This window comes from Lyngbya sp. CCY1209, from assembly GCF_055795065.1.
The window spans coordinates 1-23,615 of the sequence record NZ_JAYFER010000681.1 but is presented as its reverse complement, the minus strand read 5'-3'; the positions used below and the strand labels follow the sequence as shown (position 1 = coordinate 23,615).

Here is a 23,615-nt window from a genome sequence, read left to right as displayed (position 1 = left end):
TCTCCCCCCTTACCAAGGGGGGCTGGGGGGGATTCTTCGCTTTTCCCGAGGATTGAAGATCCCCCATTATCCCCCTTAATAAGGGGGACTTCGAGACCAATTCTCCCCCCTTACCAAGGGGGGCTGGGGGGGATTCTTCACTTTTTCCGAGGATTGAAGATCCCCCATTATCCCCCTTAATAAGGGGGACTTTGAGGGAGAGCAATTCTCCTTTCTTATTAATGGACGGGAGGGGGCTTAATCCCCATTCCCTATTCCCGACTCCCTATTCCCTCAAAATGACAGTTGCCAGACTTTGATATTGTCGTCAAAGCTGCCGCTGACCAGGGTTTTTCCTCGGGGATTGAACGCCACGTTCACCCAGGATTGGTGGCCCTTGAGGGTTCCCATCAGTCCGCCGGTGCCGGTTTGCCAGAGTTTCACCGTGCCGGCGAAGTCGCCGCTGGCGAGGGTCTGGCCGTCGGGGCTGAAGGAGAGGGACTGGATTTTGTCGCCGTGGCCGGCGAGGGTTTGCAGGGGGAGGCTGCTGAAATATTCCGATTCCAGGCGGTCGAGATCCCAGAGGCGGACGGTGTGATCCCAGCTTCCGGTGGCGAGGGTCTGGCCGTCGGGGGCGATCGCGACGGACCAAATTGCGGACGTGTGGCCGCTGAAGCTGCGGATCAGTTGTCCGGTGTGGGGGTTCCACAATTCAACCATGCCGTTGCTGCCGCCGCCGACCAGGGTTTGTCCGTCGGGACTGAACGCGATCGCCTGGATGCGATCGCCGTATCCCCGCAGGGTCTGCCGCTCGATCCCCGTGTAGGCGTCCCAGAGGCGGATCGCCCCGTCCTGTCCGGTGCTGGCGATGGTGCGGCCGTCGGGACTGAAGGCCAGGGCGTGCACCCATCCCCGGTGTCCCGGCAGTACCATTTTCAGGCGTCCGCTCCACAGGTCCCAGATGCGGATGGTCTGGTCGCCACCGGCGCTGGCCAGCAACCGTCCCCCGGGGGCGATCGCGATCGCCCCCACGGGTTTGTGGTGTCCGGCGAGGGTGTTGAGCCGGTGTCCCGTCTTCAAGTCCACCAGATCGATGCTGCCGTCGGTGTTCCCGCTCGCCACGATCTGTCCGTCGGGACTCACCGCGATCGACCAAACCGGCCCCTCATTTTCCACCAACGTCCGCACCGCAGAGAATTTTTTCTGGTAAAGCGTCGGGTTGGAGTCCAACTTGGGGATCGTCGGCCCGATGTCCGGCATCCGCTTCACCGGGTTCGGATGGCGGGAGGTTTCCGGGACGGGAGCGGGGAGCCGGGAGGCGAGGATCAGGGATAAGATCGTCAGGGCGATGCCACCCCAGGCCGTCATCATCCACTGCTGTTTGGGCGTCTGGACGACGGGCACCACCCCCGACCCCCGCCGCAACACTTCGATCGCCTCCGCCGCCGACTGATACCGCCCGGCCGGATTACGCTGCACCAGGGTATCCAAAATCCGCCCCAGACGGCGGCTGACGGGCCGTTTGAGGTAGTCCCGCCACACCCAGGTGTTGGATTTGACGTCGAACAGGTCGAAGGGGGAAACCTGGGTCAGCAGGTGCAGGCAAGTGACCCCCAAACTGTAGAGATCGCTGCGGGGGTCGAGGTGTCCTCGGGTGCGCTCCGGCGCCGCGTATTCCGCCGCTCCGCCGATGCAGTGATCCGCGTCCCGCTCCCATTCCGTCCGGGGGACTGCCGAGCCGAAATCCACCAGAGCCAGCCGAGATCCCCCGGTGGCTACTTGGGGCGATCGCACGATATTTTCGGGTTTGATATCCCCGTGAACCATGCCGTTTTCGTGGACGACCTGGAGCACCGGCAGCACTGCACCGAGGAGGTTCCAAATCTGGATCTCCCGAAACACCCCGTCGCTGTTCAACTCCTCCGCCAGGTTTCGCCCGCGAACGTACTCGTGGACGAAATAGCGATCGCCGTCGAGCTCGAAACTGGCAAAAAGTTCCGGAATGGAGGGTTCCCGCCCAATTTGATCGAGTTCTCTGGCCCGCACAGAAAAATCCGGTTCAATTGATAAGTTTTTAGTCAGATCGGTTTGACCTTCGTTAATGTCGCGATCGACGCCCGGAAATTGCTTGATCGTGCATTGCGGTTGGGAGGGCTTATCCTCATCGACAGCCAGGAACGTCCGGCTGACCGTACTTTCTCCCAAAATTTTAAGAATTCGGTAGCGGCCTTTGAGTCGCAAACTCCCCCCGCAACTTTGGCAGGAAGTCTGACGGGGAGAATTCTGAGGATTCTGACAATGGGGATTGATGCAGTAACTCATAACCAGCCGTTCTTTCGGTATATTTTTTCCATAATAAGTCTTTCTTTCAGGGTAGCCACACCTCCCGGGGGGGGGATAGCTTTCGTAATCAAACGCAACATTCCGGCGGCCGGGGTGCGATCGCCTACCCCAAAGCTTGCAAAAACGGTAAGGTTGAATACAGCAGTCTGGCGGGGGGAGGGGAGGAAGCGGGGGGAGCGGAGGGAGCGGAGGGAGCGGAGGGAGCTGAGGGAGCTGAGGGAGCGGAGGGTGGGATATCCGGACCGCTTGGGAATCAATTCCCAAGCTAACAGCTCAAATCATCTGAAGATGATTGGGGAATTTGTACGAAACTAAGACAAACTTGCCCCCCTGCCTCCTGGAGCCCCCCCTGCCCCCCCTGCCTCCTGGAGCCCCCCCTGCCTCCTGGAGCCCCCTCTGCCCCCTCTGCCCCCCCTGCCCCCCTGCCCCTAAAGTCCCTTTTTTTGGCCATGTCATTCATCCGCGTCCCCCACTCCTGGCAACTTCCCGAAAAACTCGTCACCCCGGAATCGGCATTTCTCAACCGCCGCCGCTTCATCAAAGGACTCGTCGGCGCCGGTTTGGGGGCATCGATCCTGCCCTTGGCCGGATGCCAAAACGCCCCCGCCGGCAGTCAGACGGCTCAAAAATCCTATCCCGACCTGCCCCAAAACCCCGACTTTTCCGACCCCGGACGGGCCGTCACCGCCGAAGATCTCGCCACCCGCTACAACAACTATTACGAATTTGGCGGCTCGAAGTCCGTTTGGGAAGCCGCCCAAGCCCTCCCCACGGACAACTGGCGGGTGGAGGTCGCCGGACTGGTGAAAAATCCCAAAACTTACGATCTCGACGACCTCCAGAAAAAATTCCCCCTCGAAGAACGGATTTACCGATTTCGCTGCGTGGAAGCCTGGGCGATGGTCGTCCCCTGGGTCGGCTTCCCGATGCGGCTCCTGTTGGAAGATGTCGAACCCGCAGCCGAGGCGAAATTCGTCCGCTTCACGTCCTTTTACGACCCCAAAATTACCAAAGGACCGGGTTTCTGGGCGACGAACTACCCCTGGCCTTATACGGAGGGGTTGACGATTGAGGAAATGGCGAACGAGTTGGCGTTTTTCGCCACCGGAATTTACGGCAAAACCCTCCCCAAACAAAACGGGGCGCCAATCCGGATGGTGATTCCGTGGAAATACGGATTTAAAGGGGCAAAAGCGATCGTCAAAATCGAATTTCTCGATCGCCAACCGCCCACGTTCTGGAATACCCTCGTCCCCGACGAATACGGCTTCGTCGCCAACGTCAACCCCGACAAACCTCACCCCCGCTGGTCCCAAGCCACGGAACGCATCGTCGGCCCCGGCCCGAGCTTTTCCTGGGACACCCAACCCACGATCATTTATAACGGCTACGGGGAATATGTCGCCGATTTGTACGCTTGACTGGGATTGGGGAGTCGGGATTGGGGAGTTGGGAGTCGGGAGTCGGGAGTCGGGAGTCGGGAGGAAAGAGAAAAAACGTTTCATTTCTCACTGCTAAATCCAATATCTCCGCTCCCAATGGGGAATCTAAAATCTATAGCAGTTGTCTGTCTGCTGCGATACGGTTCGATCCCCCTAAATCCCCCTTAAAAAGGGGGACTTAACGTCGATCTGTGTATCTCACTGACTTGAAAATTGCTGTAATATAGAATCCGGTTAAATACCCAGAAATCAAAGCCAATTCCGGCTCCCCCCTTTCTCCCCCCTTCTCCCCCTTTCTCCCCCCTTCTCCCCCCTTACAAAGGGGGGCTGGGGGGGATGGGGGCTGGGGGGGATGGGGGCTGGGGGGGATGGGGGCTGGGGGGGATCGAGGGGGGGCGGGTAAATAACCGCATCTGAATATTATTCTCTTTTGTCACTCCGGGAGAGTTCGGCGATTTTCCGCCATCACAGCCGACGACAGATTGAGGTTTCACCCCAGTCTGACAGAAGAGGGTATTATATCAGATCCGTTTTTCCCTTCCTTCAACTTCCCCAATCATCTTCAGATGATTTGAGCTGGTAGGGGCCCCTGGCTTGCGCCCTTGGGAATTGATTCCCAAGCGGTTTGGATATCCAACTCAAAGTCCCCCTTATCAAGGGGGATTTAGGGGGATCGAACCGTATTACAACAGATAGAAAACTGCTATATTATTCATCCTTCTCCGTCGGTTCGGATAGCGTGAGCAAAAATGCCAGATTTTCTTCCGTCTTGAGGGCGTGGGGGGCGTTGGCTTTCATGAATACGAAAACTCCGGGTTCCAGGGCGATCTCTTTTCCTTCCAGGGTCAAAATGCCTTTCCCTTCCAAAACGTTGACCGTCGCATTTCGGGTGGAGGTGTGTTCGGAAATATCCGTCCCCGCCGCCAGACAAAATAGCGTGTACTGACAATTTTCGTCTTTGAGCAACACGCGGCTGACAATTCCCTCCGACGCATATTGAATCTGTTCCCGAAGGTTGATGATTTTTGAGGTGTCGGGCTGTATGATGGCGCTCATCTTTTATTTTTCTCCGTCGCAATGATTACCATTGTAGCGATCGCACCTTCGGCTAAAGGAGGGAATCGGGAGTCGGGAGTCGGAAAATGTCTCGCGTCTCACTCCTGATTCCTGACTCCTCTCCCACTGGGGACTCTAAAATCAGGGCGCAAGCCAGGGGCCCCGACAATTTTTCCGCCCCAATTGTTCGCGAATTGTCCGATAATCGAAACGGATATTGCAGAAACTCGGAATCTCAATCATGGCTTTGACCGCTTCGACGATGTTAGACCTGGGGACGAAAGCCCCCGACTTCCAACTCCAGGACGTCAAATCGGGGGAGACGATTTCCCCGGACACGTTTGCCGACAAAAAGGCCCTGCTGGTGATGTTTATCTGCTCTCACTGTCCCTTCGTGAAGCACGTCCAGGACGAACTGGCAAAACTGGGGAACGATTACCTGCCGAAGGGGGTGGGTATCGTCGCCATCAGTTCCAATTCCGTCCAAACCCACCCCCAGGACGGGCCGGAACACCTCAAAACCCAGGCGGAAACCGTGGGATTTTCCTTCCCCTACTGCTACGACGAAACCCAAGATGTCGCCAAGGCTTACACGGCGGCCTGCACGCCGGATTTCTTCCTGTTTGACGGCGATCGCAAATTGGCTTACCGGGGCCAACTCGACGACTCCCGCCCCGGAAATGACAAACCCGTGACGGGGGCACATTTGCGGGCGGCGTTGGATAAAGTTCTGGCCGGAGAATCCATTTCGGAAGACCAAAAACCGAGCGTGGGTTGCAACATCAAATGGCATCCGGGAAGCGAACCCAGCTATTTTGGATAATCAATTGAATGAGAAACCGGGTTTCTACGAATGTTTTGGGTTTAAAACTCGGAAATCTGACAGAAACCCGGTTTCTGAAAACGCCCGACATCCTAATCCGTAATTGCCCGCAACAAGACGTCCGTCAAGCTGATTTCTTCCACGTCTTCCAAAGTCACCGTGTCGCAGATGTCGTACTTGGCGCCGGAGGCCTGCAACTCGTCGTCGAGCATTCGGAAAAATTCGGTGGCTCGGGCGTCCGCCCCGACGCTGATCAGTTCGATCGCCAATTCTTCTTCGTGGCTCAACTGGTTGGAAGCGTTCACCAAAATTCGCTTGATTTCCAATAAAGGATTGACGATCTCTCCGCCCGTCACCACCAAAATCGTCTCGCCGTTGGGCTGCGATCGCTCCATCGCCCGCCGCTCGAAATAGCGGTCGGTGGCGTCCTTGAGGACGGCCCCCAAGTTAGCCTTTCCGGCCGGTTTGCGATCTTTGAAAAGTTCGCCGATGTGGTCGGAGGTGATGCGATCGTAGCGTTGAAAATCGTCGGCGAATAAATAGATCGCGATCCCGTCCGGGTCGAAATGTTCGCAGTAGGTCGCCAGTTCCAACGTCGATGTCTGCATCAACTCCCACCGCGATCGCCCCCCTTTGTCAGCCGGCATCGCCATGCTCTGGCTGCGGTCAACGATGAGCGTATAATCTCGTTTCTCCAGGGCCGCACCCCCTTCCAGCAAAATATCCATTCCAAACCTCCAGGTCGAATTCAAACCGTCTCAGCCTTTCTATTCAGAAAAATGATAGAAAAATTGGACACTGGGCAATCTTACGGTTGTCCGGTTATAATAAAAGATATAGGCTATGATACCCTGCGGTTGTACTCAACCTCAGTCTGCGTTGGTAGGCTTCATTGTATAACCTGCAACTTTTATCAGTCACTTGGCATCGTAAAGTTTTATGAACAGACCGGGAAAATTTTCCGGGTCATTCAAGAGAATTGTTTATGGGTTGATGTCGGGCAATTCTGCCAGATGGAAACCCGATTTGAGATCTGGGCTGGGGGCAACAATTGTCAGAGTATCGCGGTCTTGTCGTCAAATCTCTGCGATCGCAAATGCTGCCCATGAAATCCCGATCCCCCCACCCCCAGCACAAACAGCCATCCAATTCCCCCAGAAAACCGAAGCCACCTCGCCCTTTGATTCTGGCGATGATGCTGACGGGGGTACTCGTCCTCGAAACCTATCCGACGGCGATCGAAACGATCGCCCGCACCTTCGGCGAGACCATCCCCGCGTCGCAAACCGCCGTCGCCGAGAACCCCGCCCCCTCCCCCCTCCAGGCCGATCCCCCCGCGCAAAAGCCGGTCGTCGCCCGATCCATCTGCGACTGGGGCGACATTTGCGAACTCCCGCCGCCGCAAGCCGACCCGGCGGTTCCCAACCTTTTATTTGTCAGTCAGGAAAAACAACTGAAACCAATTGTCCCCGACTTCTGGACGTCGTTCCCCGCCGAGAAACCGCCCCGGGCGGCCCTGACCCAAGTTTCCGGCGACCTCCCCGCCGACGTCGCCGCCGCGGTCCGCCAGGAAATCGCCCGTCAAGAAGGGATCGATGGAAACCGGCTCAAAATTGTCGGCGCCGAAGCCCAAACCTGGCCGGACACCTGCCTGGGACTGGCCGGTGCCGACGAATTTTGCGGTCAAATGTTGGTGGAGGGGTGGCGGGTGAAAGTCTCCGACGGCGATCGCACCTGGACCTACCGCACCGACGGACGCGGCAACACCCTCCGCCGGGAACCGGAAGGGCAAAGCCTGCAAATTCCCCCCGCCGTAGCCGAAGCCGTTTTCGACGCCGCATCCCGACGGCTGGGATTTCCCCACACCGCCTTCCGCATCGCCGGCGCCGAGGCCCAAACCTGGCCCGACGGCTGTCTGGGATTGAGCGAACCCGGGACGTTCTGCACCCAAGCCCTAGTCCCCGGCTGGCGAGTCACCGTCAGCGACGGAAATGCCCAACTGGTCTACCGCACCGACCGCTCCGGTTCCACGGTCAAACTCGACGAGGAAGCCAGCCAAACGGGCGCCGCCGATCCCCTGAACCTCCTGAAAACGTCCCCCGATCGCCTGTTATCCTCCTGGACGCAACAGATCGCATTCCGCGGCGTCGCCCCCTGCGACATCCCGCAGACGACCCACGATCCCCAATTTGGACAAGGGTGCCAAGAACTGCCAAGATAGGGTGGAGGAAGAAAAGTGAAAAGTGAAAAGTGAAAAGTGAAGTGAGAAATTTCTCACTCCTCACTTCCAACTCCGATACCTCCGCCCAAACCGGGGAATCTCAAATCAGGGCGCAAGCCAGACGCCCCTACAATCTAAAATTCCCGACTACGGTCGATTCTCAGGATTTGATCTAACCCACTCCGATGAGCTACTGCCTCAATCCCCAGTGTCCCCACCCACAGAATCCCGACGACGGGAAATTTTGTCTCACCTGCGGCGCGAAACTGTTGCTCAGAGAGCGATATCGGGCGATCGCGCCCATCGGCCACGGGGGATTCGGCAAAACCTTTTTGGCGGTGGACGAAGACAAACCCTCCCGCCCCGCCTGCGTGATCAAACAGTTCTTTCCCCAAACCCAGGGCGCCCCACAGGCCCGCAAGGCAGCGGAACTGTTCCACCGGGAGGCGGTTCGCCTCGACGAACTCGGCAAACACCCCCAAATTCCCGATTTACTCGCCCATTTCGAGCAGGACAAAAACCAGTATTTGGTGCAGGAATATATCGACGGCGCCAACTTGGAGGAAGAACTGACCCACCGGGGTCCGTTCGCCGAAACCCAGATCCGGCAACTCCTCGATGACCTGTTGCCCGTCTTGCAGTTCGTCCACCAATCCCGGGTCATCCACCGGGACATCAAACCCGCCAACATCATCCGCCGGGGGCAGGCGGGAACCGCCACCGGGCAACTCTCCGGCCAGTTGGTTTTGGTGGACTTCGGCGCCGCCAAGGTCGTCACGGACACCCAACTCCCCGGAACCGGAACCGTCATCGGCAGTCCCGAATACGTCGCCCCGGAACAGACCCGGGGTCAGGCGGTCTACGCCAGCGACATCTACAGCTTGGGGGTGACGTGCCTGCACCTGCTCACCCAAATTTCCCCCTTCGACCTCTACGACATCCACGAAGATCGCTGGGTCTGGCGGGATTATTTGCGGGGGCCAGCGATCGCCGATTCCCTGGGATCGGTGTTGGATCGGATGGTCGCCACCCTCCCCAACCAGCGCTACGAGTCCGCCCTGGACGTGTTGAAAGCCCTCCACCCCGGTGGCATCCCCCCGGCGCTTTTGGGGGGGTTGCCGGGGGTGGGAACGCCTCCGCCCGCGATCGCCCGACCGTCCCCGTCCCCGCAGACGGGCGCATCGAGAACCGTACAACAGCCCCCCACCCCGAAATTCAGCCGCGTCGCCCCGCTGCGATCAACCGCCCGAGTGCCCCTCCACACCCTCACCGGCCACCGGGATGCGGTCACGTCCGTCGCCTTTTCCCCCGATGGGAAAACCCTCGCGAGCGGCAGCGAAGACCTCACCATCGAAATTTGGAAGGCGGATGTCGGCAAGCGCTGGTACACCCTCACCGGACACGAAGATTGGGTCACGTCCGTGGCGTTTTCCCCGGACGGGCAGACCTTGGCCAGCGGCTCCCGGGATCAAACCGTCGAAATTTGGGATTTGAAAAAGGGCAAGCGCTGGTACACCCTCTCGGGACACGCCGATCGCGTCTACGGGGTGGCCTTTTCCCCGGACGGGCAGACCTTGGCCAGCGCCTCCCGCGATCGGACGGTGCGGCTGTGGGATTTGAAGCGATCGCGGGAGTTGGCGACCCTGGACGGGTGGCCGGACTGGGTGCGGACGGTCGCTTTCGGCCCCGACGGACGAGTTTTGGCGGGGGGGTGCCGGGACGGTTCGATCCGCCTGTGGCAATACCGGGGGGATTCCTGGCAACTGTGGCGCACCCTGCGGGCCGACGATACCGACATCTTCGCGATCGCCTTGAGTCCGGACGGTTCCCAATTGACCGCTGGCAACCGCCGGGGCAACATCGACCTCTGGCAAGTCAACAGCGGCACCTTGTTGGAGACGATTTCCGCCCACTCCGGCGACGTCCTCTCCCTGGCTTTCGCACCCGACGGCAACACCCTGGCCAGCGGCGGGAGCGATCGCCTCGTCAAACTGTGGAACCTTTAGCGATCGTTCCCAGGGAATGGGGAATAGGGAATAGGGAATAGGGGACAGTTTCTCCCCCCGCTTAACCGTTGCCCCGGTCGCCCCGACACCCGACACCGGGCGCGCGCAGCCCTATAAAAATCCGAGCCGGAGTTGAATTTCCTTGAGAAGTGTCATACAATTATTAAATAATTATTAAATTTTGTCGCATAGGTAACAAAAATCGATGCACAACGACTACTATGGGCTGTTAATATCGACCCTCAGTTTTCGTCATCGCTGGAAGTGGCAAATTATCCTGCCCTACGGCGGACACCTGACCTCCAACGACGACTATTCCACAGCCGAGGAAGCCCTGCTGGGGGGCAAGCACTGGATCGACCGCGAGACGGCGTTCAACGCCCTCAATAGCTGTCTGGCCCAGTTCTACAGCGCGGGAGTCATCAATCCCCCCGAATATCAAAACTTGATGGATTCCCTGCGGGGCATTACCCAGCGCTGCTGATCCGCAATGCTTTTGGCTCCAGGCTCTGAGGATTTCCTCTCGCCAACTCCCACCTCGAAATGATGGATTTTTTCGGAACGGTCGGGACTCGATTCGCAACCTGGGGCACCTTCGTGTTGGGGTTCCGAGTCGAATGGCATCTGCCGGCATCCCCTTCGATACGGCCGCGGATATTGGGTGCGATCGCCCGTTTTTTTTCTCTTCAAAAATATTAAAGATTGCCCCCAATTGCCACCGGACGGGCTCGGAAAAGGGGCGTTTCTCCTGCCCCCCGATACCGGGAACGCCCCGTCTGCCGTTAAAATCGAGACAGTTGCTCGCCCCGACCGCAGTCGATGAAAGGGATGATATCTTTGAGGAAAAAATTGCACCGTCTGGTGGATGGAATCGCAGAAGAAGATGTAAAAGTCGCCTGGGAATTCCTGAAACCCCTTTACGAAGACGCCTTCGTGCTCGACGCCATCCAAAATGCCCAGGGGAAATTGAGACCCGGAGATGCGCTGACCCGGGAAGAAGCGCTTCAAATCCTGTATTTTGATTACGGGCGGGTTCGAGTCCCCAAGACGGCGGCCCCTTCCGACACCCATTCTCAATAATTTTCAGATCTCGTGAATCTCGAAGTTCGCTATGCACGCTCTTTCTTGCAGGATTTGACCGGACTCGAAACGGCCGACTATTTGCGGGTTTATGAATTCATTTTTATCAAGTTTCCGAAGCTGAATCGCCTGCAAGATCTGCCGGAACTCCGCCCCCTCGCCGGGAGTAGCATTTATTATCGATTCGCGATCGACGATTATCTCGTCGGCCTGGAGGTGACGGGCCAGATCGTCAAATTTATCCGCATCCTTCCCCGACCCCAGGTCTGAAGTCCGCTGGGAGTCGGGAGTCGGGGGGAAATCGCAGAAATTTTCCTGATTATAACGGAAAAAATGTGGATATTTGTTGATAAAAATTCGGGGGGCGATCGCCCTCGGAGAAGGGTTAAAAATTTCGTTAAAATCGACTCGCACCGCCAAATCGATTGATTTTTCGTCCATTTGATCTGACGATTAAAAATAGTGTCCGCCGTCGCCCCGCCGGCAACCCGACCCGAACTTCCGGGATCGAATCGGTTCTTCGGGGTACGTTTTCCGATAGAATATCTGCGGGTAGATTAGGCTCGATCGCGTCTAAATTCTATCGATCGCTCGGGGGAAAGGATCGCGCCCTCTCGCCCTTCGGGCTCTGGCACTGGCAATTTTACAGACAACGGAAAACAGAATTATGGATGCCACCGCACTCTGGCAACGCTACCAAGATTGGCTTTACTATCACGAGGAGTTGGGACTCTACCTCGACATCAGCCGGATTCGCTTCGACGGGGCTTTCTTGAAGTCCGTGAAACCCAAGTTCGAGAAGGCCTTTCGAGACATGGAAGCCCTGGAAAACGGCGCGATCGCCAACCCCGACGAAAATCGCATGGTGGGCCACTATTGGCTGCGCGACCCGGACTCGGCGCCGGACCGGCAACTCAAAGAAGAGATCGTCAGCACCATCGAGAAAGTCGAAACCTTCGCCGCCAAAGTCCACCGGGGCGAAATCAAACCCCCCCTGGCCCCCAAATTCACCGACCTGCTCTCCATCGGCATCGGCGGTTCCGCCCTCGGCCCGCAGTTCGTCGCCGACGCCCTCGCCCCCCTCGACGCGCCGCTCAACATCCACTTCATCGACAATACCGACCCGGACGGCATCGATCGCACCCTCGACAAACTCCGCGACCGCCTCAGCAGCACCCTCGTCCTCACTATCTCCAAATCCGGCGGCACCCCCGAACCCCGCAACGGTCTGGCGGAGGTAAAATCGGCCTTCGAGGCCCAAAATTTGAACTTTTCCCGGCAGGCCGTTGCGACCACCCAAATCGGCAGCAAACTCTACGAACAGGCGATCGCCGAGGGGTGGCTGGAAACCTTCCCGATGGACGACTGGGTGGGGGGCCGCACCTCGGAAATGTCGGCCGTGGGACTCCTCCCCGCCGCCCTCCAGGGCATCCAAATCCGGGAGATGCTGGCCGGCGCCAAAATCATGGACATCGCCACCCGCAAACCCGACATCAAAAAGAACCCCGCCGCCCTCCTCGCCCTGGCCTGGTACGCCGCCGGCGACGGCAGGGGGGAAAAAGATATGGTCGTCCTCCCCTACAAAGACAGACTGTTGCTGTTGAGCCGCTACCTGCAACAGTTGGTGATGGAATCCCTCGGCAAAGAAAAAGACCTGGACGGGAATATCGTCAACCAGGGCATCGCCGTCTACGGTAACAAAGGTTCCACAGATCAACACGCCTACGTCCAGCAGTTGCGGGAGGGTGTCCCCAACTTCTTCGCCACCTTTATCGAAGTGTTGCGCGATCGCGATCGGCCCTCGCCGGAGTTGCAACCCGGAGTCACCGCCGGGGACTACCTCTCCGGCTTCCTCCAGGGGACGCGACAGGCCCTCTACGACAACGGCCGCGGCTCCATCACCGTCACCATTTCAGCCGTCGCGCCGCGGGACGTGGGGGCGCTGGTCGCCCTCTACGAGCGGGCGGTGGGCCTGTACGGCTTTTTGGTCAACGTCAACGCCTACCACCAACCCGGCGTCGAAGCGGGCAAAAAGGCGGCAGCTTCGGTGTTGGAGTTGCAGCAGCGGTGCTTGCAGGCCCTCGAAACGGAAAGTGGGGGCATTTCCATCCCCGATCTGGCGGCTAAAATCTCGGCCTCCGACGAGGTGGAAACCATTTACAAGATCCTGCGTCACCTGGAAGCCAACGATCGCGGCGTCCGACTCGAAGGGGATTTCGGCAGGCCGGAAACGCTGACTGTGATATTGAAATAGGGTGTAGGGTGTAGGGTGTAGGGTGTAGGGAGCGGAGGGAGCGGGGGGAGCCGAGGGAGCGGGGGGAGTGGGGGAAGTTCAGAAACGGGTGGAACATCCGAACCGCTTGGGAATCAATTCCCAAGCTAACAGCAAAAATCATCGGTCGATGATTGGGGAATTTGTACGGATCTGACTATAAATTTGCCTCCTCCGCCTCCCCTGCCTCCTCCGCCCCCCCTGCCCCCCTGCCCTCACATGACAAAATTGATAAAACCTTAAATCCGGCGGGGTCGATCGCGAGTCCCGGTAAGCTGAGAATATCTGCTCAAACAAACTATCTCGATCGCCGGTAACGGTGAAGTTCTGAAACTGGAGTTGACTCTCATGGCCGGGAACTTGTACATTGCGACGATCGAACCGGGGAGTGGCAAATCCCTGGTGTTGCTGGGGATCATGGAACTGCTCTCCAAGCGCATCCGCAAGCTGGGTTTTTTTCGCCCCGTGATTCACTCTCGGCGCGATCGCGACAACGATATCGAATTGATCCGCTCTCGCTACCACCTCCAGTTTTCCGAGGATTCCTACTACGCCCTCACCCACGAAGAAGCCCGCACCCTGATCGCCGAGGGTCGCTACGAAGAGGCGATCAAGCGGGTGATCGAAAAATACAAAGCCCTCGAACAGCAGTGCGATTTCGTCGTCTGCGAGGGGACCGACTTCACCGACATCGCCTCCGCCTTTGAATTCGATTTCAACGTCCGATTTGCCAACCACCTCGGCTGTCCGATCCTGATCGTCGCCAACGGCTGGGATAAAAGTCCCAACGACGTCATCGGCGCCGTGCTCGCCGAACGGGAAGCCTTCATCGAACAGGGGTGCACCATCGCCGCCACCGTCGTCAACCGCGTGCGAGAGTCCGACGCCGCCGACATTGCGGAACAATTGAAACACGTCTGGCACTTCGACGATCCCCTCTTCGTCGTCCCGGAAGAACCCACCCTCGCCCAACCCACCGTCGCCGAAATCGCCCGGGCGATCGCGGGCCGGCAGATCCACGGCAGCAGCAACCGCCTCAACCAAGAAGTCCTCGATCTCAAGGTGGCGGCCATGCAGGTGCCGAATTTCCTCAGATACATTCAGGAAGGCAGCTTGATCATCACCCCTGGCGATCGCGCCGACATCCTCCTGGCTTGCCTGGGTGCGGCCGTCTCGGACAACTACCCCAACATCGCCGGCATCGTCCTCAGCGGCGGACTCGAACTCGCCCCCACCATCCAAACCCTGATCGACGGATTTCAAAGTTGGACGGTTCCCATCGTCCTGGTGGAAACCGACACCTACGAGACGGCGATGAACGTCAACCGCGTCGAGGGACAAATTACCCCCGACAACGATCGCAAAATCGCCTCCGCTTTGGGGTGGTTTGAAAAGCACGTCGATATCTTCCAAATTGAAGAGCGGATCGCGGTGTCCCGTCCCATCCGCATCACCCCGATCATGTTCGAGTACCAACTCATCGAGCGGGCAAAAGCCGACCGCCAGCACATCGTTTTGCCGGAGGGACGGGAGGACCGCATCCTGCAAGCCGCCGACATCCTGCTGCGGCGAGGCGTGGCGGATCTGACCCTGTTGGGGTCGGAGTCGGAAATCCGGGGCCGGATCGCAGCCTTGGGGTTGAACCTCTCTGAAGCTCAGATCGTCGATCCGGCGACTTCGGAATGGTACGAGGATTACGTGGAAACCTATTTCAACCTGCGCCAGCACAAAGGTATCACCAAAGACACCGCCCGGGACGTGATGCACGATGTCAGCTACTTCGGCACCATGATGGTTTACAAGGGGGCCGCCGACGGCATGGTATCCGGGGCGATCCACACCACCGGCCACACGATCCGCCCGGCCCTGGAGTTCGTCCGCACCGTGCCGGGCACGTCCATCGTCTCCAGCGTGTTTTTGATGGGGTTGGAAGACCGGGTTCTGGTGTACGGGGACTGCGCGGTGAATCCCAACCCGAACCCCCAACAACTGGCGGATATCGCCGTCAGTTCGGCGGCGACAGCCGAGATGTTTGGCATCGAGCCGCGGGTGGCGATGCTGTCCTACTCCACCGGGGAATCGGGCCGGGGCGAAGATGTGGATCGGGTCAAGGAGGCGACCCGGATCGCCCGGGAACTGCGCCCTGACTTGAAAATTGAGGGGCCGATCCAGTATGATGCAGCGATCGATGAGAGCGTGGCGAAAACGAAACTTCCGGACAGCCCCGTGGCCGGCCACGCCACGGTTTTCATTTTTCCGGATTTGAATACCGGCAACAATACGTACAAAGCCGTACAGCGATCGGCAAATGCGGTGGCGATCGGACCGATCCTTCAGGGGTTGAAAAAACCGGTGAACGATTTGAGTCGTGGTTGTACGGTGACGGATATTGTCAATACGGTGGCGATTACGGCAATTCAGGCGGCGGCGATCGGTTCGTGCCCGTCCCGTCGGACGTGATGGAGAGTTTCGGAATTCTCAGATACAATGTCTTCAACCGCCCGAGGTTTTCCGAAAACCCTTGAGCGCCCCGCCGAATGCTCACCCCGTCCGCGACCGATTTCATGAATCTCAATCGCCTGAGACGAAACCTGGCCCGCCAGGTCACGATCGCTTATGCCCTTTTGAGTGGCGTTTGGATTTTGGTGTCCGATCGCCTCCTGGAATCCGCGATCGAATATCCGGAACAATTCGCCTATTTATCAATTTTAAAAGGTTGGTTATTTGTATTCGTGACGAGCGGGATATTGTACGGACTTCTCAGGCAAAGCGAGCGATCGCTACAGGAGAGTCACAACCTCCTCAAAGAAATTATCGAAGGGACGACGGATGCCATTTTTGTCAAAGATTCGCGGGGGCGTTACGTTTTGGTCAACAGCAGCGCTGCCCAGATTTTGGGGCGGTCTGCCCGGGCAATTGTCGGCCAAAATGATTTCGATTTCTTCGCCCCCGAAGTCGCCGCCCAATTTCAAGAGACGGATCGCTCAGTGGTCGAATCCGGCATTTCCTACACCCTGGAAGAACGGGTTCCCGGAGGGGGCGAAACTCGAATCTTTTGGTCGAATAAATATCCCTGGCGAGACCTTCGCGGCCGCATCCGAGGACATATCGGTATCGCCCGAGATATTACCGAAAAAAAGCGATACGAGCAAGAACGAGAAGTCTTACTCCGGGAACTGCGCCAGAAAAACCAAGAATTGGATGCCCTCAATAAAGTGACAGAAAACGCCATCTGCACTTTGGATTTAGACCGCCTGTTGAATGTCCTCCTCGATCGCATCGTGGCGGTCATCGACGCCGACGCCGGGTCGATCTTTTTACACCAAGACAATCGCCTGAAAGTCGCCGCCCAGACGGGAACGCTACGAACCGACGCGGCCTACCAAATGGCGATCGCCAACCAGGTGGCGATCGCGACCACCGCCACCACCCAACTGCTCAATTTTAAAGGCGTAGATGGCAACAGTTCTCCCCTCGAATACCGCGTTTTGGGCATCCCCCTCAAACGCAGCAATCAGTTAGCCGGAGTCCTGCAAGTGGAATGGCACGACGCCCACACCTGCACCGAATCCGAAATGCACCTGCTCGAAATTACCGCCGAACGCTGCGCGGTGTCGATTTTGAACGCCCAGTTATTTGAACGAACCGAGCAATTAAAATCCCTGCTGCAACTCCAGTTTGAACGGATGCCGATCGGCTGTATCATCCACAATCGAGATGGATATTTCACCAATTTTAATCCGGCGGCTGAGAAGATTTTTGGCTATTCAAAAGCGGAAGTTTTGGGCTCTCACCCCTGCGATTTGATCGTGCCGGAGTCCTTACGATCTGATGTCGAAGAGATTCTGAGGCGACTGGCTGCGGGGGATATGAACGCCCACAGCGTCAACCAAAATCTCACCAAAGACGGGCGGACGATCACCTGTGAATGGCACAATACGCCCCTCACGAAACCAGACGGTGAGGCGATCGCATTGATGTCGATGGTGCAGGATGTGACGGAACGGATGGAGGCGGAGGAACAGCTTCGGAAATACGCCTACTACGACGCCCTCACCCAACTTCCCCTCAGACAATTGTTGCTGGAGCGGTTAGAAAAATTAGTGCAAAATGCCGGAGAAGATCCGCCGTTATTCGCGATCGCCCATGTGGATTTGGTGCGGTTTAAATCTATCAAATATACCCTCGGCTACGAACTGGCCGAAAAGTTGTTGGTGGCGATCGCCGACCGCCTCAAATCCTGCCTCCCTCCCTCAGCCATGCTGGCTCGGGTGGGGGTGGCTGACGAGTTCGTTATCTTACTCGAACGGGTCGAAAATCGGGATGCCGCCATCCAATTCGTCCGCCAACTCGGCACCGTTTTTGCCGAACCCTTCGATTTGGACGGTCACAAAGTCTTCCGGCGGGCGAGAATCGGTTTGGCGTTGAGTTCGGACTGCCCCGGAAGTTCGGAAGAGTTGTTGCAAGCCGCCGATCTGGCCATCCACCAATCCGGCAAGTCTGACGATACCAGTTACGCCATCTTCAGCCCGGAATATAAAGTGCACGCCGACCGCCAGCTTCAACTCGACACCGCCATGCGGCGGGATTTTAAGGCCGGGGCCTTCGAGCTCTATTACCAGCCGATCGTCTGCGCGGAAACCTTGAAATTGGTCGGCTTGGAAGCCTTGATTCGCTGGCGGAACGGTGCGGAAATGGTGTCTCCCGCCGAATTTATCCCCCTCGCGGAAGAGACGGGGTTCATCATCCCCCTGGGACTGTGGGTTTTCCGTCAAGCCTGCGGGCAATTTCGACGGTGGCGATCGCAATATCCCGCGATCGCACCCCTATTTGTGAGCGTCAACCTCTCCGTCGTGCAACTGACGCAACCTAACTTGATCTCCCAAATCGATGCCATATTGCAAGAAACGGGCATCCCCCCCGAAAAAATCAAATTGGAAATCACCGAAACCGCCGTCATGAACAATGCTGAATACGTCTCCGGCATTTTGGAAGACTTGAAGTCCCGCCACCTCCGCCTCTGCATCGACGATTTCGGCACCGGCTACTCCTCCCTGAGCTACCTCCACAATTTCCCCTTCGATACCCTCAAAGTCGATCGCTCCTTTGTCAACCGCCTCGACTCGGACCGCAAAAGCGTCGAAATTGCCCGCACTATTGCCCTGATGGCCCGGTCTCTGGACATCGAACTCGTTGCCGAAGGCATCGAAACCCCGGAACAACTCCGACAATTGCAGGCCCTCAACTACAAGCGGGTGCAGGGCTATTTATTCTCCCGGCCTGTACCCCCTAGCGTCTTGGAGCCATATCTCGAAACCTGCGATCGGGCCTTTTCCGTTGGGGGGAGTTAGGTCTGGGGGAGCTCCCTCGGCTCCCGGTCGCTTCCTCGACTCCCGACTCCCGACTCCCGACTCCCCTGCCTCCCCAAACGGCGCTATATTGGATACAAAACTTTACACTTGGAGGCGCAAATGCCGAAAGCAGTTTGGAACGGAGTGGTGCTGGCTGAGAGCGATCGCACCGAAGTGGTGGAGGGCAACCAATACTTCCCCCCCGACTCCATCAAAACGGAATATTTCAAAGATAGCGACACCCACACCACCTGCGGTTGGAAGGGAGTCGCCAACTACTACAGCATCGAAGTGGACGGCCAGGTTAACAAAGATGCCGCCTGGTACTACCCGACAACCCAATCCGCGGCTAAGAATATCGAAGGATATGTCGCCTTCTGGAAAGGAGTCAAAATAGAAGCCTGACCGGGACAGGGGGGAATTTGAGATTTGGGATTCCCCCAGTTCCCCGGCTCCCCGGGACGAAAATGCCGGGGAGCCTTTTCGGTTGCGGACTAGGATTCCTCATCCTTAGACAGCCACGCCCATCCGACCTGTTGCAGTGCGTCGAGCACGGGTTGGAGTTCGCGCCCCTTCGAGGTGAGGGAATATTCCACCCGGGGGGGGATTTCGGGGTATACCTTTCTTTCAATTATATCATGTTTTTCCAATTCCCTCAACCGCAATGTCAGGGTCTTCGTGCTCACCGGGAGGACCTCCTGCAATTCGTGGGTGCGGCGGTTGCCGCCGAACAGTTCTCGCAGAATTAAAATTGACCACTTACTGCTAATTTGCTCCAGGATATGTTCGATCGGACAGGGGCGATCGCAATCCTTCGAGTTCCCCGATTGGGGGTGGGGTTTGGGGGTTTTGCAACATTTTGTAACTTTCATTTCAACAAATTTTAACGTTTGCTCAAGTGCGATCGGACGGGTATCGGGCGTTTCAACCTTTCTTAAGGAAAGCTCACAATTCCCTCAAGACAGTATTTTTTTACTTTTGTTCACTAAGGGGAGTTAAGGAGACTATATTGTAATTCCTATAGAAAGTAATACTCTAGAAATAGAGGGAAATCAAACCCCTCTGCTAAAGAAAAAATATCGCCCCGCAGTTCGAGAGTAAAGCGAAAAATAAACGAAAGCTTAAGCGCTGCGGTTCGGACGATCCAGGTCGCCTGTGCCTGTCGCAAGAGTTGCCCGATTGCATCGGAATGGGATGGAAAATTGTTCCATTATTCCGATGGCAAATTCAGGTCAAAAATCAGGAAAAATTTGGCTGTACTCTCTACCAGACTATCATCCGAGTTTGGAGGAATTTCATAATGGTTGACAACAAGGAAAAAGCATTCGTCCTGTGGTTTGAGGAAGTTGGAATCGCCGACGTTCCCTTAGTGGGCGGGAAAAACGCATCCCTCGGCGAAATGATCCAACAGCTCACCTCCAAAGGGGTCAGCGTTCCCACGGGGTTTGCGACGACCGCTTATGCTTATCGTTACTTTGTCGAAAAAGCGGGTTTAGAAGTCAAGCTACGGGAGCTCTTTGCCGATCTCGACGTAGAAGATATGCCCAACCTGCGTAAGCGCGGCAAACAAGCTCGTTCTCTTATTCTAGATACTCCGTTCCCCCCAGAACTCGAAGAAGCCATTGTTGCTTCCTATAAACAACTGTGCGAGCGGTACGGCAGCTCGAACACCGACGATGTAGACGTGGCCGTGCGGTCCAGTGCGACAGCCGAAGACCTGCCGGATGCCAGCTTTGCCGGACAGCAGGAAACCTACCTCAACGTCTACGGTGAAGACACCGTTCTCAAATCCTGCCACAAGTGCTTCGCGTCCATCTTCACCGATCGCGCCATCTCCTACCGTACCATCAAAGGCTTCGACCACTTCGCCGTTGCCCTGTCCGTCGGCGTCCAGAAGATGGTCCGTTCCGACCTCGCCTCCTCCGGTGTGATGTTCTCCATCGACACGGAAACCGGCTTCAAGAACGCCGCCCTCGTCACCGCCGCCTACGGTTTGGGTGAAAACGTGGTTCAAGGCGCCGTCAACCCCGACGAATACTTCGTCTTCAAACCCACCCTCAAACAAGGGTTCAAGCCGATCCTCGAAAAACGGCTCGGCACCAAAGAACTGAAGATGGTGTACGATATCGGCGGCACCAAACTCACCAAGAACGTCACCGTTCCCCCCTCCCAGCGCGAACAGTTCTGTATCGAAGACGATGAAATTCTGAAACTGGCCGAGTGGGCGGTGATCATCGAAAACCACTACTCCACCGTCCGCGGCACCTACACGCCGATGGACATCGAGTGGGCGAAAGATGGCGTCACCGGGGAACTGTTCATCGTCCAGGCCCGCCCGGAAACCGTCCAATCCCAGAAATCCGGTAGCGTCCTGCGGTCTTACAAACTCAAAGGCACCGGCGACGTCCTGTCCCGAGGTCGTGCAGTCGGCGAAATGATCGGCCAGGGCAAAGCCCGGGTGATCCTCGACGTCCACAAGATCGACGAATTCAAACCCGGTGAAGTGTTGGTCACGAACAAGACCGACCCCGACTGGGAACCTATTATGAAACGGTCTAGTGCGATCGTCACCAACGCCGGCGGACGCACCTGCCACGCGGCAATTATTGCCCGGGAAATGGGAATTCCGGCCATTGTCGGTTGCGGCGACGCCACCCAAGTCGTCAAGACCGGCCAAGAAATTACCGTCTCCTGTTCGGAAGGGGAAGAAGGACGGGTGTATGAAGGATTGGTGCCCTTCGAGGTGAACGAAACCGTCCTCGACAACCTGCCCAAGACCCGCACCAAGATCCTGATGAACGTGGGCAACCCCGAAGAAGCCTTCGGTCTGGCTTCCATCCCCTGCAACGGCGTCGGCTTGGCCCGCCTCGAATTCATCATCGCCAACCACATCAAAGCCCACCCGTTGGCCCTGATGAAGTACGACGAACTCGAAGACGAGTTGACGAAGCGGGAAATCGCCGAGCTCACCAAGCTCTACGACAACAAGCCGGACTTCTTCGTTGACAAACTCGCCCACGGCATCGGTACCATCGCGGCGGCGTTCTATCCCAACCCGGTCATCGTCCGGATGTCCGACTTCAAGAGTAACGAATACGCCAACCTGTTGGGCGGTCGCCAGTTCGAGCCCAAGGAAGAAAACCCGATGATCGGCTGGCGGGGCGCGTCCCGTTACTATGACCCCAACTACCGCGAAGCCTACGGCCTCGAATGTAAGGCTCTGAAGCGGGTTCGCGACGAAATGGGTCTGACGAATGTGGTGCCGATGATTCCCTTCTGTCGGACTCCCGACGAAGGCCGGAAAGTCTTGGCTGAAATGGAGAAAAATGGCCTGAAGCGGGGCGAAAACGGCCTCCAGGTCTATGTGATGTGCGAATTGCCGAGTAATGTCATCTATGCCGATGAGTTCGCTCAAGTGTTCGATGGCTTCTCCATCGGATCGAACGACTTGACTCAGTTAACTCTGGGCTTAGACCGTGACTCCGCACTGGTGGCCCACATCTTCGACGAACGCAACGAAGCGGTGCGTCGGATGGTCACGATCGCCATCAAAGCAGCCAAGAAATACAACCGCAAGATCGGCATCTGCGGTCAGGCGCCGAGCGACTACCCCGAATTCGCCCGCTTCCTGGTGGAATTGGGTATCGACTCCATGAGTTTGAACCCCGACTCCGTGATCAAGACTATCCTCGACATCGGCAAGATGGAAGAGGCCGGAACCTTGGTTGGCGACATCATGGAAGTGGCGCAAGCTCAATAAGTGATTTTTCCAAGGCAGACACAGAGGCTCTGCCACTACAGTGACTTCTGACTTCTAATTGAAGACTGCCCCGGCTTTGGCTGGGGCAGTTTTTTTTGCCAAGAAACCGGGTTTCTACGAAAGTGGTTCTGTCCTCACCAAATATATAGCAGTGTGAAATGATGAGTGAAAATTTGAGTGGCTCAAAGCCCCCAGGATTGGGGGTTTGGGGGCCAGAAGATTTTCAAATGACTCCCGATTGCTATAGCGATCGACAGAAGGGTTAGGACAGATCGGCTAATTTGAGTCCCGCCTTGAAATTCATTGCTGTAGTTTATATAATAGTTTCTCTCGCCCTCACCCCCAACCCCTCTCCCAATCCTGGGCGAGGGGAGAAAAGCCCCGACACCGAAAAGAAACCGGGTTTCTACGAAAGTGGTTTTTTTCCCACCAAATAGCCTTCTAGAAACCCGGTTTCTACCCCCCCACCGATATCGTTAAGAAACCGGGTTTCTACGAAACTGGTTCTGTCCTCACCAAATAGCCTTCTAGAAACCCGGTTTCTACCCCCCACCCGATACTGAACTACTGTATAATGGGTGGGTAGCCAATCTGGGTTGGGAATTATGGCTCAATGTCCCGTTTGTGACACCGAATATACAGAAAATGAAGTGGAAATCTGTACCGTCTGCGGTTATGACCTGACCCCATATCCCCCCGTACTTGGAGAGATTCCCTCCGGGTTTTTGGACAAGGAGAGAAAACGCCTTGCCGCCGCCAAGCGAGTTTGGCAAATCTCCCAATCTCGGCTACAGTCCACAGAGTTAATTATATCTCGGTTTCAATCCCAGTTGGATGGAATAACCCGGCAAATCAACCAGTTAACTGAATTCGCCGAGTCGCAAGATCAACATCAAGCCAATTTTCAATCCCAGTTGAATACCATTGTCGAGAGACTCGACCGTTTTAACCCGGAATCAAATCGGCGACTATTGCTGAATTTAAAATCCCAGTTGGATGAAATCATCAGCCAAATTTCCGGGTTAACCGAGCCCCCAGACAGCAACCGGCATCCGGTTCAAGAGGGATATGTTTTTGAAGTTGTCAAAGTCAACGAAAAGGGGAAAGAAATCAGTCGCAGTCCCAGCCAGGCGGAATGTATCATCGAAGATTTGGGGGATGGAGTCACCCTGGAAATGGTATTGATTCCGGGGGGAACCTTTATGATGGGTTCACCCGCGTCCGAACAGCGATGGAGTGGGTATAGTGGCGAGGAAGAACCCCAACACCGAGTCACCATTCA

Annotated in this window: 17 protein-coding genes; 13 read left to right on the top strand and 4 right to left on the bottom strand. The window is 56.8% G+C overall.

Annotation, left to right across the window (positions count from 1 at the left end):
- Positions 1–273: 273 nt before the first annotated feature.
- A complete protein-coding gene (locus AC0QHF_RS28265; RefSeq protein ID WP_324707620.1) occupies positions 274–2,301 on the bottom strand; it encodes a serine/threonine-protein kinase in 2,028 nt (675 codons plus the stop codon).
- Positions 2,302–2,771: 470 nt separating this feature from the next.
- Between AC0QHF_RS28265 and msrP the strand changes: the two genes are divergently transcribed.
- Complete coding sequence (gene msrP, locus AC0QHF_RS28260; RefSeq protein ID WP_324707619.1) at positions 2,772–3,743, top strand: protein-methionine-sulfoxide reductase catalytic subunit MsrP; 972 nt, start codon at positions 2,772–2,774, stop codon at positions 3,741–3,743.
- A gap of 729 nt (positions 3,744–4,472) precedes the next feature.
- On the opposite strand, the gene AC0QHF_RS28255 is transcribed toward msrP, so the two are convergent.
- Positions 4,473–4,820, bottom strand: a complete 348-nt coding sequence (locus tag AC0QHF_RS28255) for a cupin domain-containing protein (protein ID WP_324707618.1) — start codon at positions 4,818–4,820, stop codon at positions 4,473–4,475.
- A gap of 241 nt (positions 4,821–5,061) precedes the next feature.
- On the opposite strand from AC0QHF_RS28255, the gene AC0QHF_RS28250 reads away from it, so the two are divergent.
- Complete coding sequence (locus AC0QHF_RS28250) at positions 5,062–5,643, top strand: thioredoxin family protein (RefSeq protein WP_324707617.1); 582 nt, start codon at positions 5,062–5,064, stop codon at positions 5,641–5,643.
- Between the two features lie 92 nt (positions 5,644–5,735).
- On the opposite strand, the gene AC0QHF_RS28245 is transcribed toward AC0QHF_RS28250, so the two are convergent.
- Positions 5,736–6,371, bottom strand: a complete 636-nt coding sequence (locus AC0QHF_RS28245) for a vWA domain-containing protein (protein ID WP_324707616.1) — start codon at positions 6,369–6,371, stop codon at positions 5,736–5,738.
- 377 nt (positions 6,372–6,748) lie between these two features.
- Here AC0QHF_RS28245 and AC0QHF_RS28240 point away from each other — a divergent pair, with 377 nt between their 5' ends.
- The 9 genes from AC0QHF_RS28240 to AC0QHF_RS28200 all read left to right on the top strand — a co-directional run bounded on the left by AC0QHF_RS28240 (position 6,749) and on the right by AC0QHF_RS28200 (position 18,978).
- Positions 6,749–7,864 (top strand): hypothetical protein, encoded by a 1,116-nt coding sequence (locus AC0QHF_RS28240; protein WP_324707615.1) that lies wholly within the window; start codon positions 6,749–6,751, stop codon positions 7,862–7,864.
- 185 nt (positions 7,865–8,049) lie between these two features.
- The gene (locus AC0QHF_RS28235; RefSeq protein WP_324707614.1) at positions 8,050–9,870 is read left to right on the top strand and encodes a WD40 repeat domain-containing serine/threonine-protein kinase; all 1,821 of its coding nucleotides are present in this window, start codon (positions 8,050–8,052) and stop codon (positions 9,868–9,870) included.
- 205 nt (positions 9,871–10,075) lie between these two features.
- The gene (locus tag AC0QHF_RS28230) at positions 10,076–10,354 is read left to right on the top strand and encodes a hypothetical protein (protein WP_324707613.1); all 279 of its coding nucleotides are present in this window, start codon (positions 10,076–10,078) and stop codon (positions 10,352–10,354) included.
- A 344-nt stretch (positions 10,355–10,698) separates the two neighbouring features.
- Positions 10,699–10,950: a hypothetical protein gene (locus AC0QHF_RS28225; protein WP_324707612.1), complete on the top strand. Its 252-nt coding sequence runs from the start codon at positions 10,699–10,701 to the stop codon at positions 10,948–10,950.
- Positions 10,951–10,962: 12 nt separating this feature from the next.
- On the top strand, positions 10,963–11,220 hold the full coding sequence (locus AC0QHF_RS28220; protein WP_324707611.1) for a cytotoxic translational repressor of toxin-antitoxin stability system: 258 nt from the start codon (positions 10,963–10,965) through the stop codon (positions 11,218–11,220).
- A gap of 397 nt (positions 11,221–11,617) precedes the next feature.
- Positions 11,618–13,204, top strand: a complete 1,587-nt coding sequence (locus AC0QHF_RS28215) for a glucose-6-phosphate isomerase (protein WP_324707610.1) — start codon at positions 11,618–11,620, stop codon at positions 13,202–13,204.
- A gap of 366 nt (positions 13,205–13,570) precedes the next feature.
- The gene (pta, locus tag AC0QHF_RS28210) at positions 13,571–15,682 is read left to right on the top strand and encodes a phosphate acetyltransferase (protein ID WP_324707609.1); all 2,112 of its coding nucleotides are present in this window, start codon (positions 13,571–13,573) and stop codon (positions 15,680–15,682) included.
- Between the two features lie 104 nt (positions 15,683–15,786).
- A complete protein-coding gene (locus AC0QHF_RS28205) occupies positions 15,787–18,573 on the top strand; it encodes a bifunctional diguanylate cyclase/phosphodiesterase (protein WP_324707608.1) in 2,787 nt (928 codons plus the stop codon).
- A 120-nt stretch (positions 18,574–18,693) separates the two neighbouring features.
- On the top strand, positions 18,694–18,978 hold the full coding sequence (locus AC0QHF_RS28200) for a DUF427 domain-containing protein (RefSeq protein ID WP_324707607.1): 285 nt from the start codon (positions 18,694–18,696) through the stop codon (positions 18,976–18,978).
- An 89-nt stretch (positions 18,979–19,067) separates the two neighbouring features.
- Here the strand turns inward: AC0QHF_RS28200 and AC0QHF_RS28195 are convergent, their stop codons facing one another.
- Complete coding sequence (locus AC0QHF_RS28195) at positions 19,068–19,445, bottom strand: winged helix-turn-helix transcriptional regulator (protein ID WP_324707606.1); 378 nt, start codon at positions 19,443–19,445, stop codon at positions 19,068–19,070.
- Positions 19,446–19,873: 428 nt separating this feature from the next.
- Between AC0QHF_RS28195 and ppsA the strand changes: the two genes are divergently transcribed.
- Positions 19,874–22,333, top strand: a complete 2,460-nt coding sequence (gene ppsA / locus AC0QHF_RS28190; protein ID WP_324707605.1) for a phosphoenolpyruvate synthase — start codon at positions 19,874–19,876, stop codon at positions 22,331–22,333.
- Positions 22,334–22,938: 605 nt separating this feature from the next.
- A partial coding sequence (locus AC0QHF_RS28185) for a DUF3450 domain-containing protein (RefSeq protein ID WP_473113746.1) occupies positions 22,939–23,615 on the top strand: 677 nt, incomplete at its 3' end.

Coding starts and splice junctions, on each gene's coding strand:
- AC0QHF_RS28265 (WP_324707620.1), bottom strand. CDS start 2,301: ATGAGTTACTGCATCAATCCCCATTGTCAGAATCCTCAGAATTCTCCC.
- msrP (WP_324707619.1), top strand. CDS start 2,772: ATGTCATTCATCCGCGTCCCCCACTCCTGGCAACTTCCCGAAAAACTC.
- AC0QHF_RS28255 (WP_324707618.1), bottom strand. CDS start 4,820: ATGAGCGCCATCATACAGCCCGACACCTCAAAAATCATCAACCTTCGG.
- AC0QHF_RS28250 (WP_324707617.1), top strand. CDS start 5,062: ATGGCTTTGACCGCTTCGACGATGTTAGACCTGGGGACGAAAGCCCCC.
- AC0QHF_RS28245 (WP_324707616.1), bottom strand. CDS start 6,371: ATGGATATTTTGCTGGAAGGGGGTGCGGCCCTGGAGAAACGAGATTAT.
- AC0QHF_RS28240 (WP_324707615.1), top strand. CDS start 6,749: ATGAAATCCCGATCCCCCCACCCCCAGCACAAACAGCCATCCAATTCC.
- AC0QHF_RS28235 (WP_324707614.1), top strand. CDS start 8,050: ATGAGCTACTGCCTCAATCCCCAGTGTCCCCACCCACAGAATCCCGAC.
- AC0QHF_RS28230 (WP_324707613.1), top strand. CDS start 10,076: ATGCACAACGACTACTATGGGCTGTTAATATCGACCCTCAGTTTTCGT.
- AC0QHF_RS28225 (WP_324707612.1), top strand. CDS start 10,699: ATGATATCTTTGAGGAAAAAATTGCACCGTCTGGTGGATGGAATCGCA.
- AC0QHF_RS28215 (WP_324707610.1), top strand. CDS start 11,618: ATGGATGCCACCGCACTCTGGCAACGCTACCAAGATTGGCTTTACTAT.
- pta (WP_324707609.1), top strand. CDS start 13,571: ATGGCCGGGAACTTGTACATTGCGACGATCGAACCGGGGAGTGGCAAA.
- AC0QHF_RS28205 (WP_324707608.1), top strand. CDS start 15,787: ATGAATCTCAATCGCCTGAGACGAAACCTGGCCCGCCAGGTCACGATC.
- AC0QHF_RS28200 (WP_324707607.1), top strand. CDS start 18,694: ATGCCGAAAGCAGTTTGGAACGGAGTGGTGCTGGCTGAGAGCGATCGC.
- AC0QHF_RS28195 (WP_324707606.1), bottom strand. CDS start 19,445: ATGAAAGTTACAAAATGTTGCAAAACCCCCAAACCCCACCCCCAATCG.
- ppsA (WP_324707605.1), top strand. CDS start 19,874: ATGGTTGACAACAAGGAAAAAGCATTCGTCCTGTGGTTTGAGGAAGTT.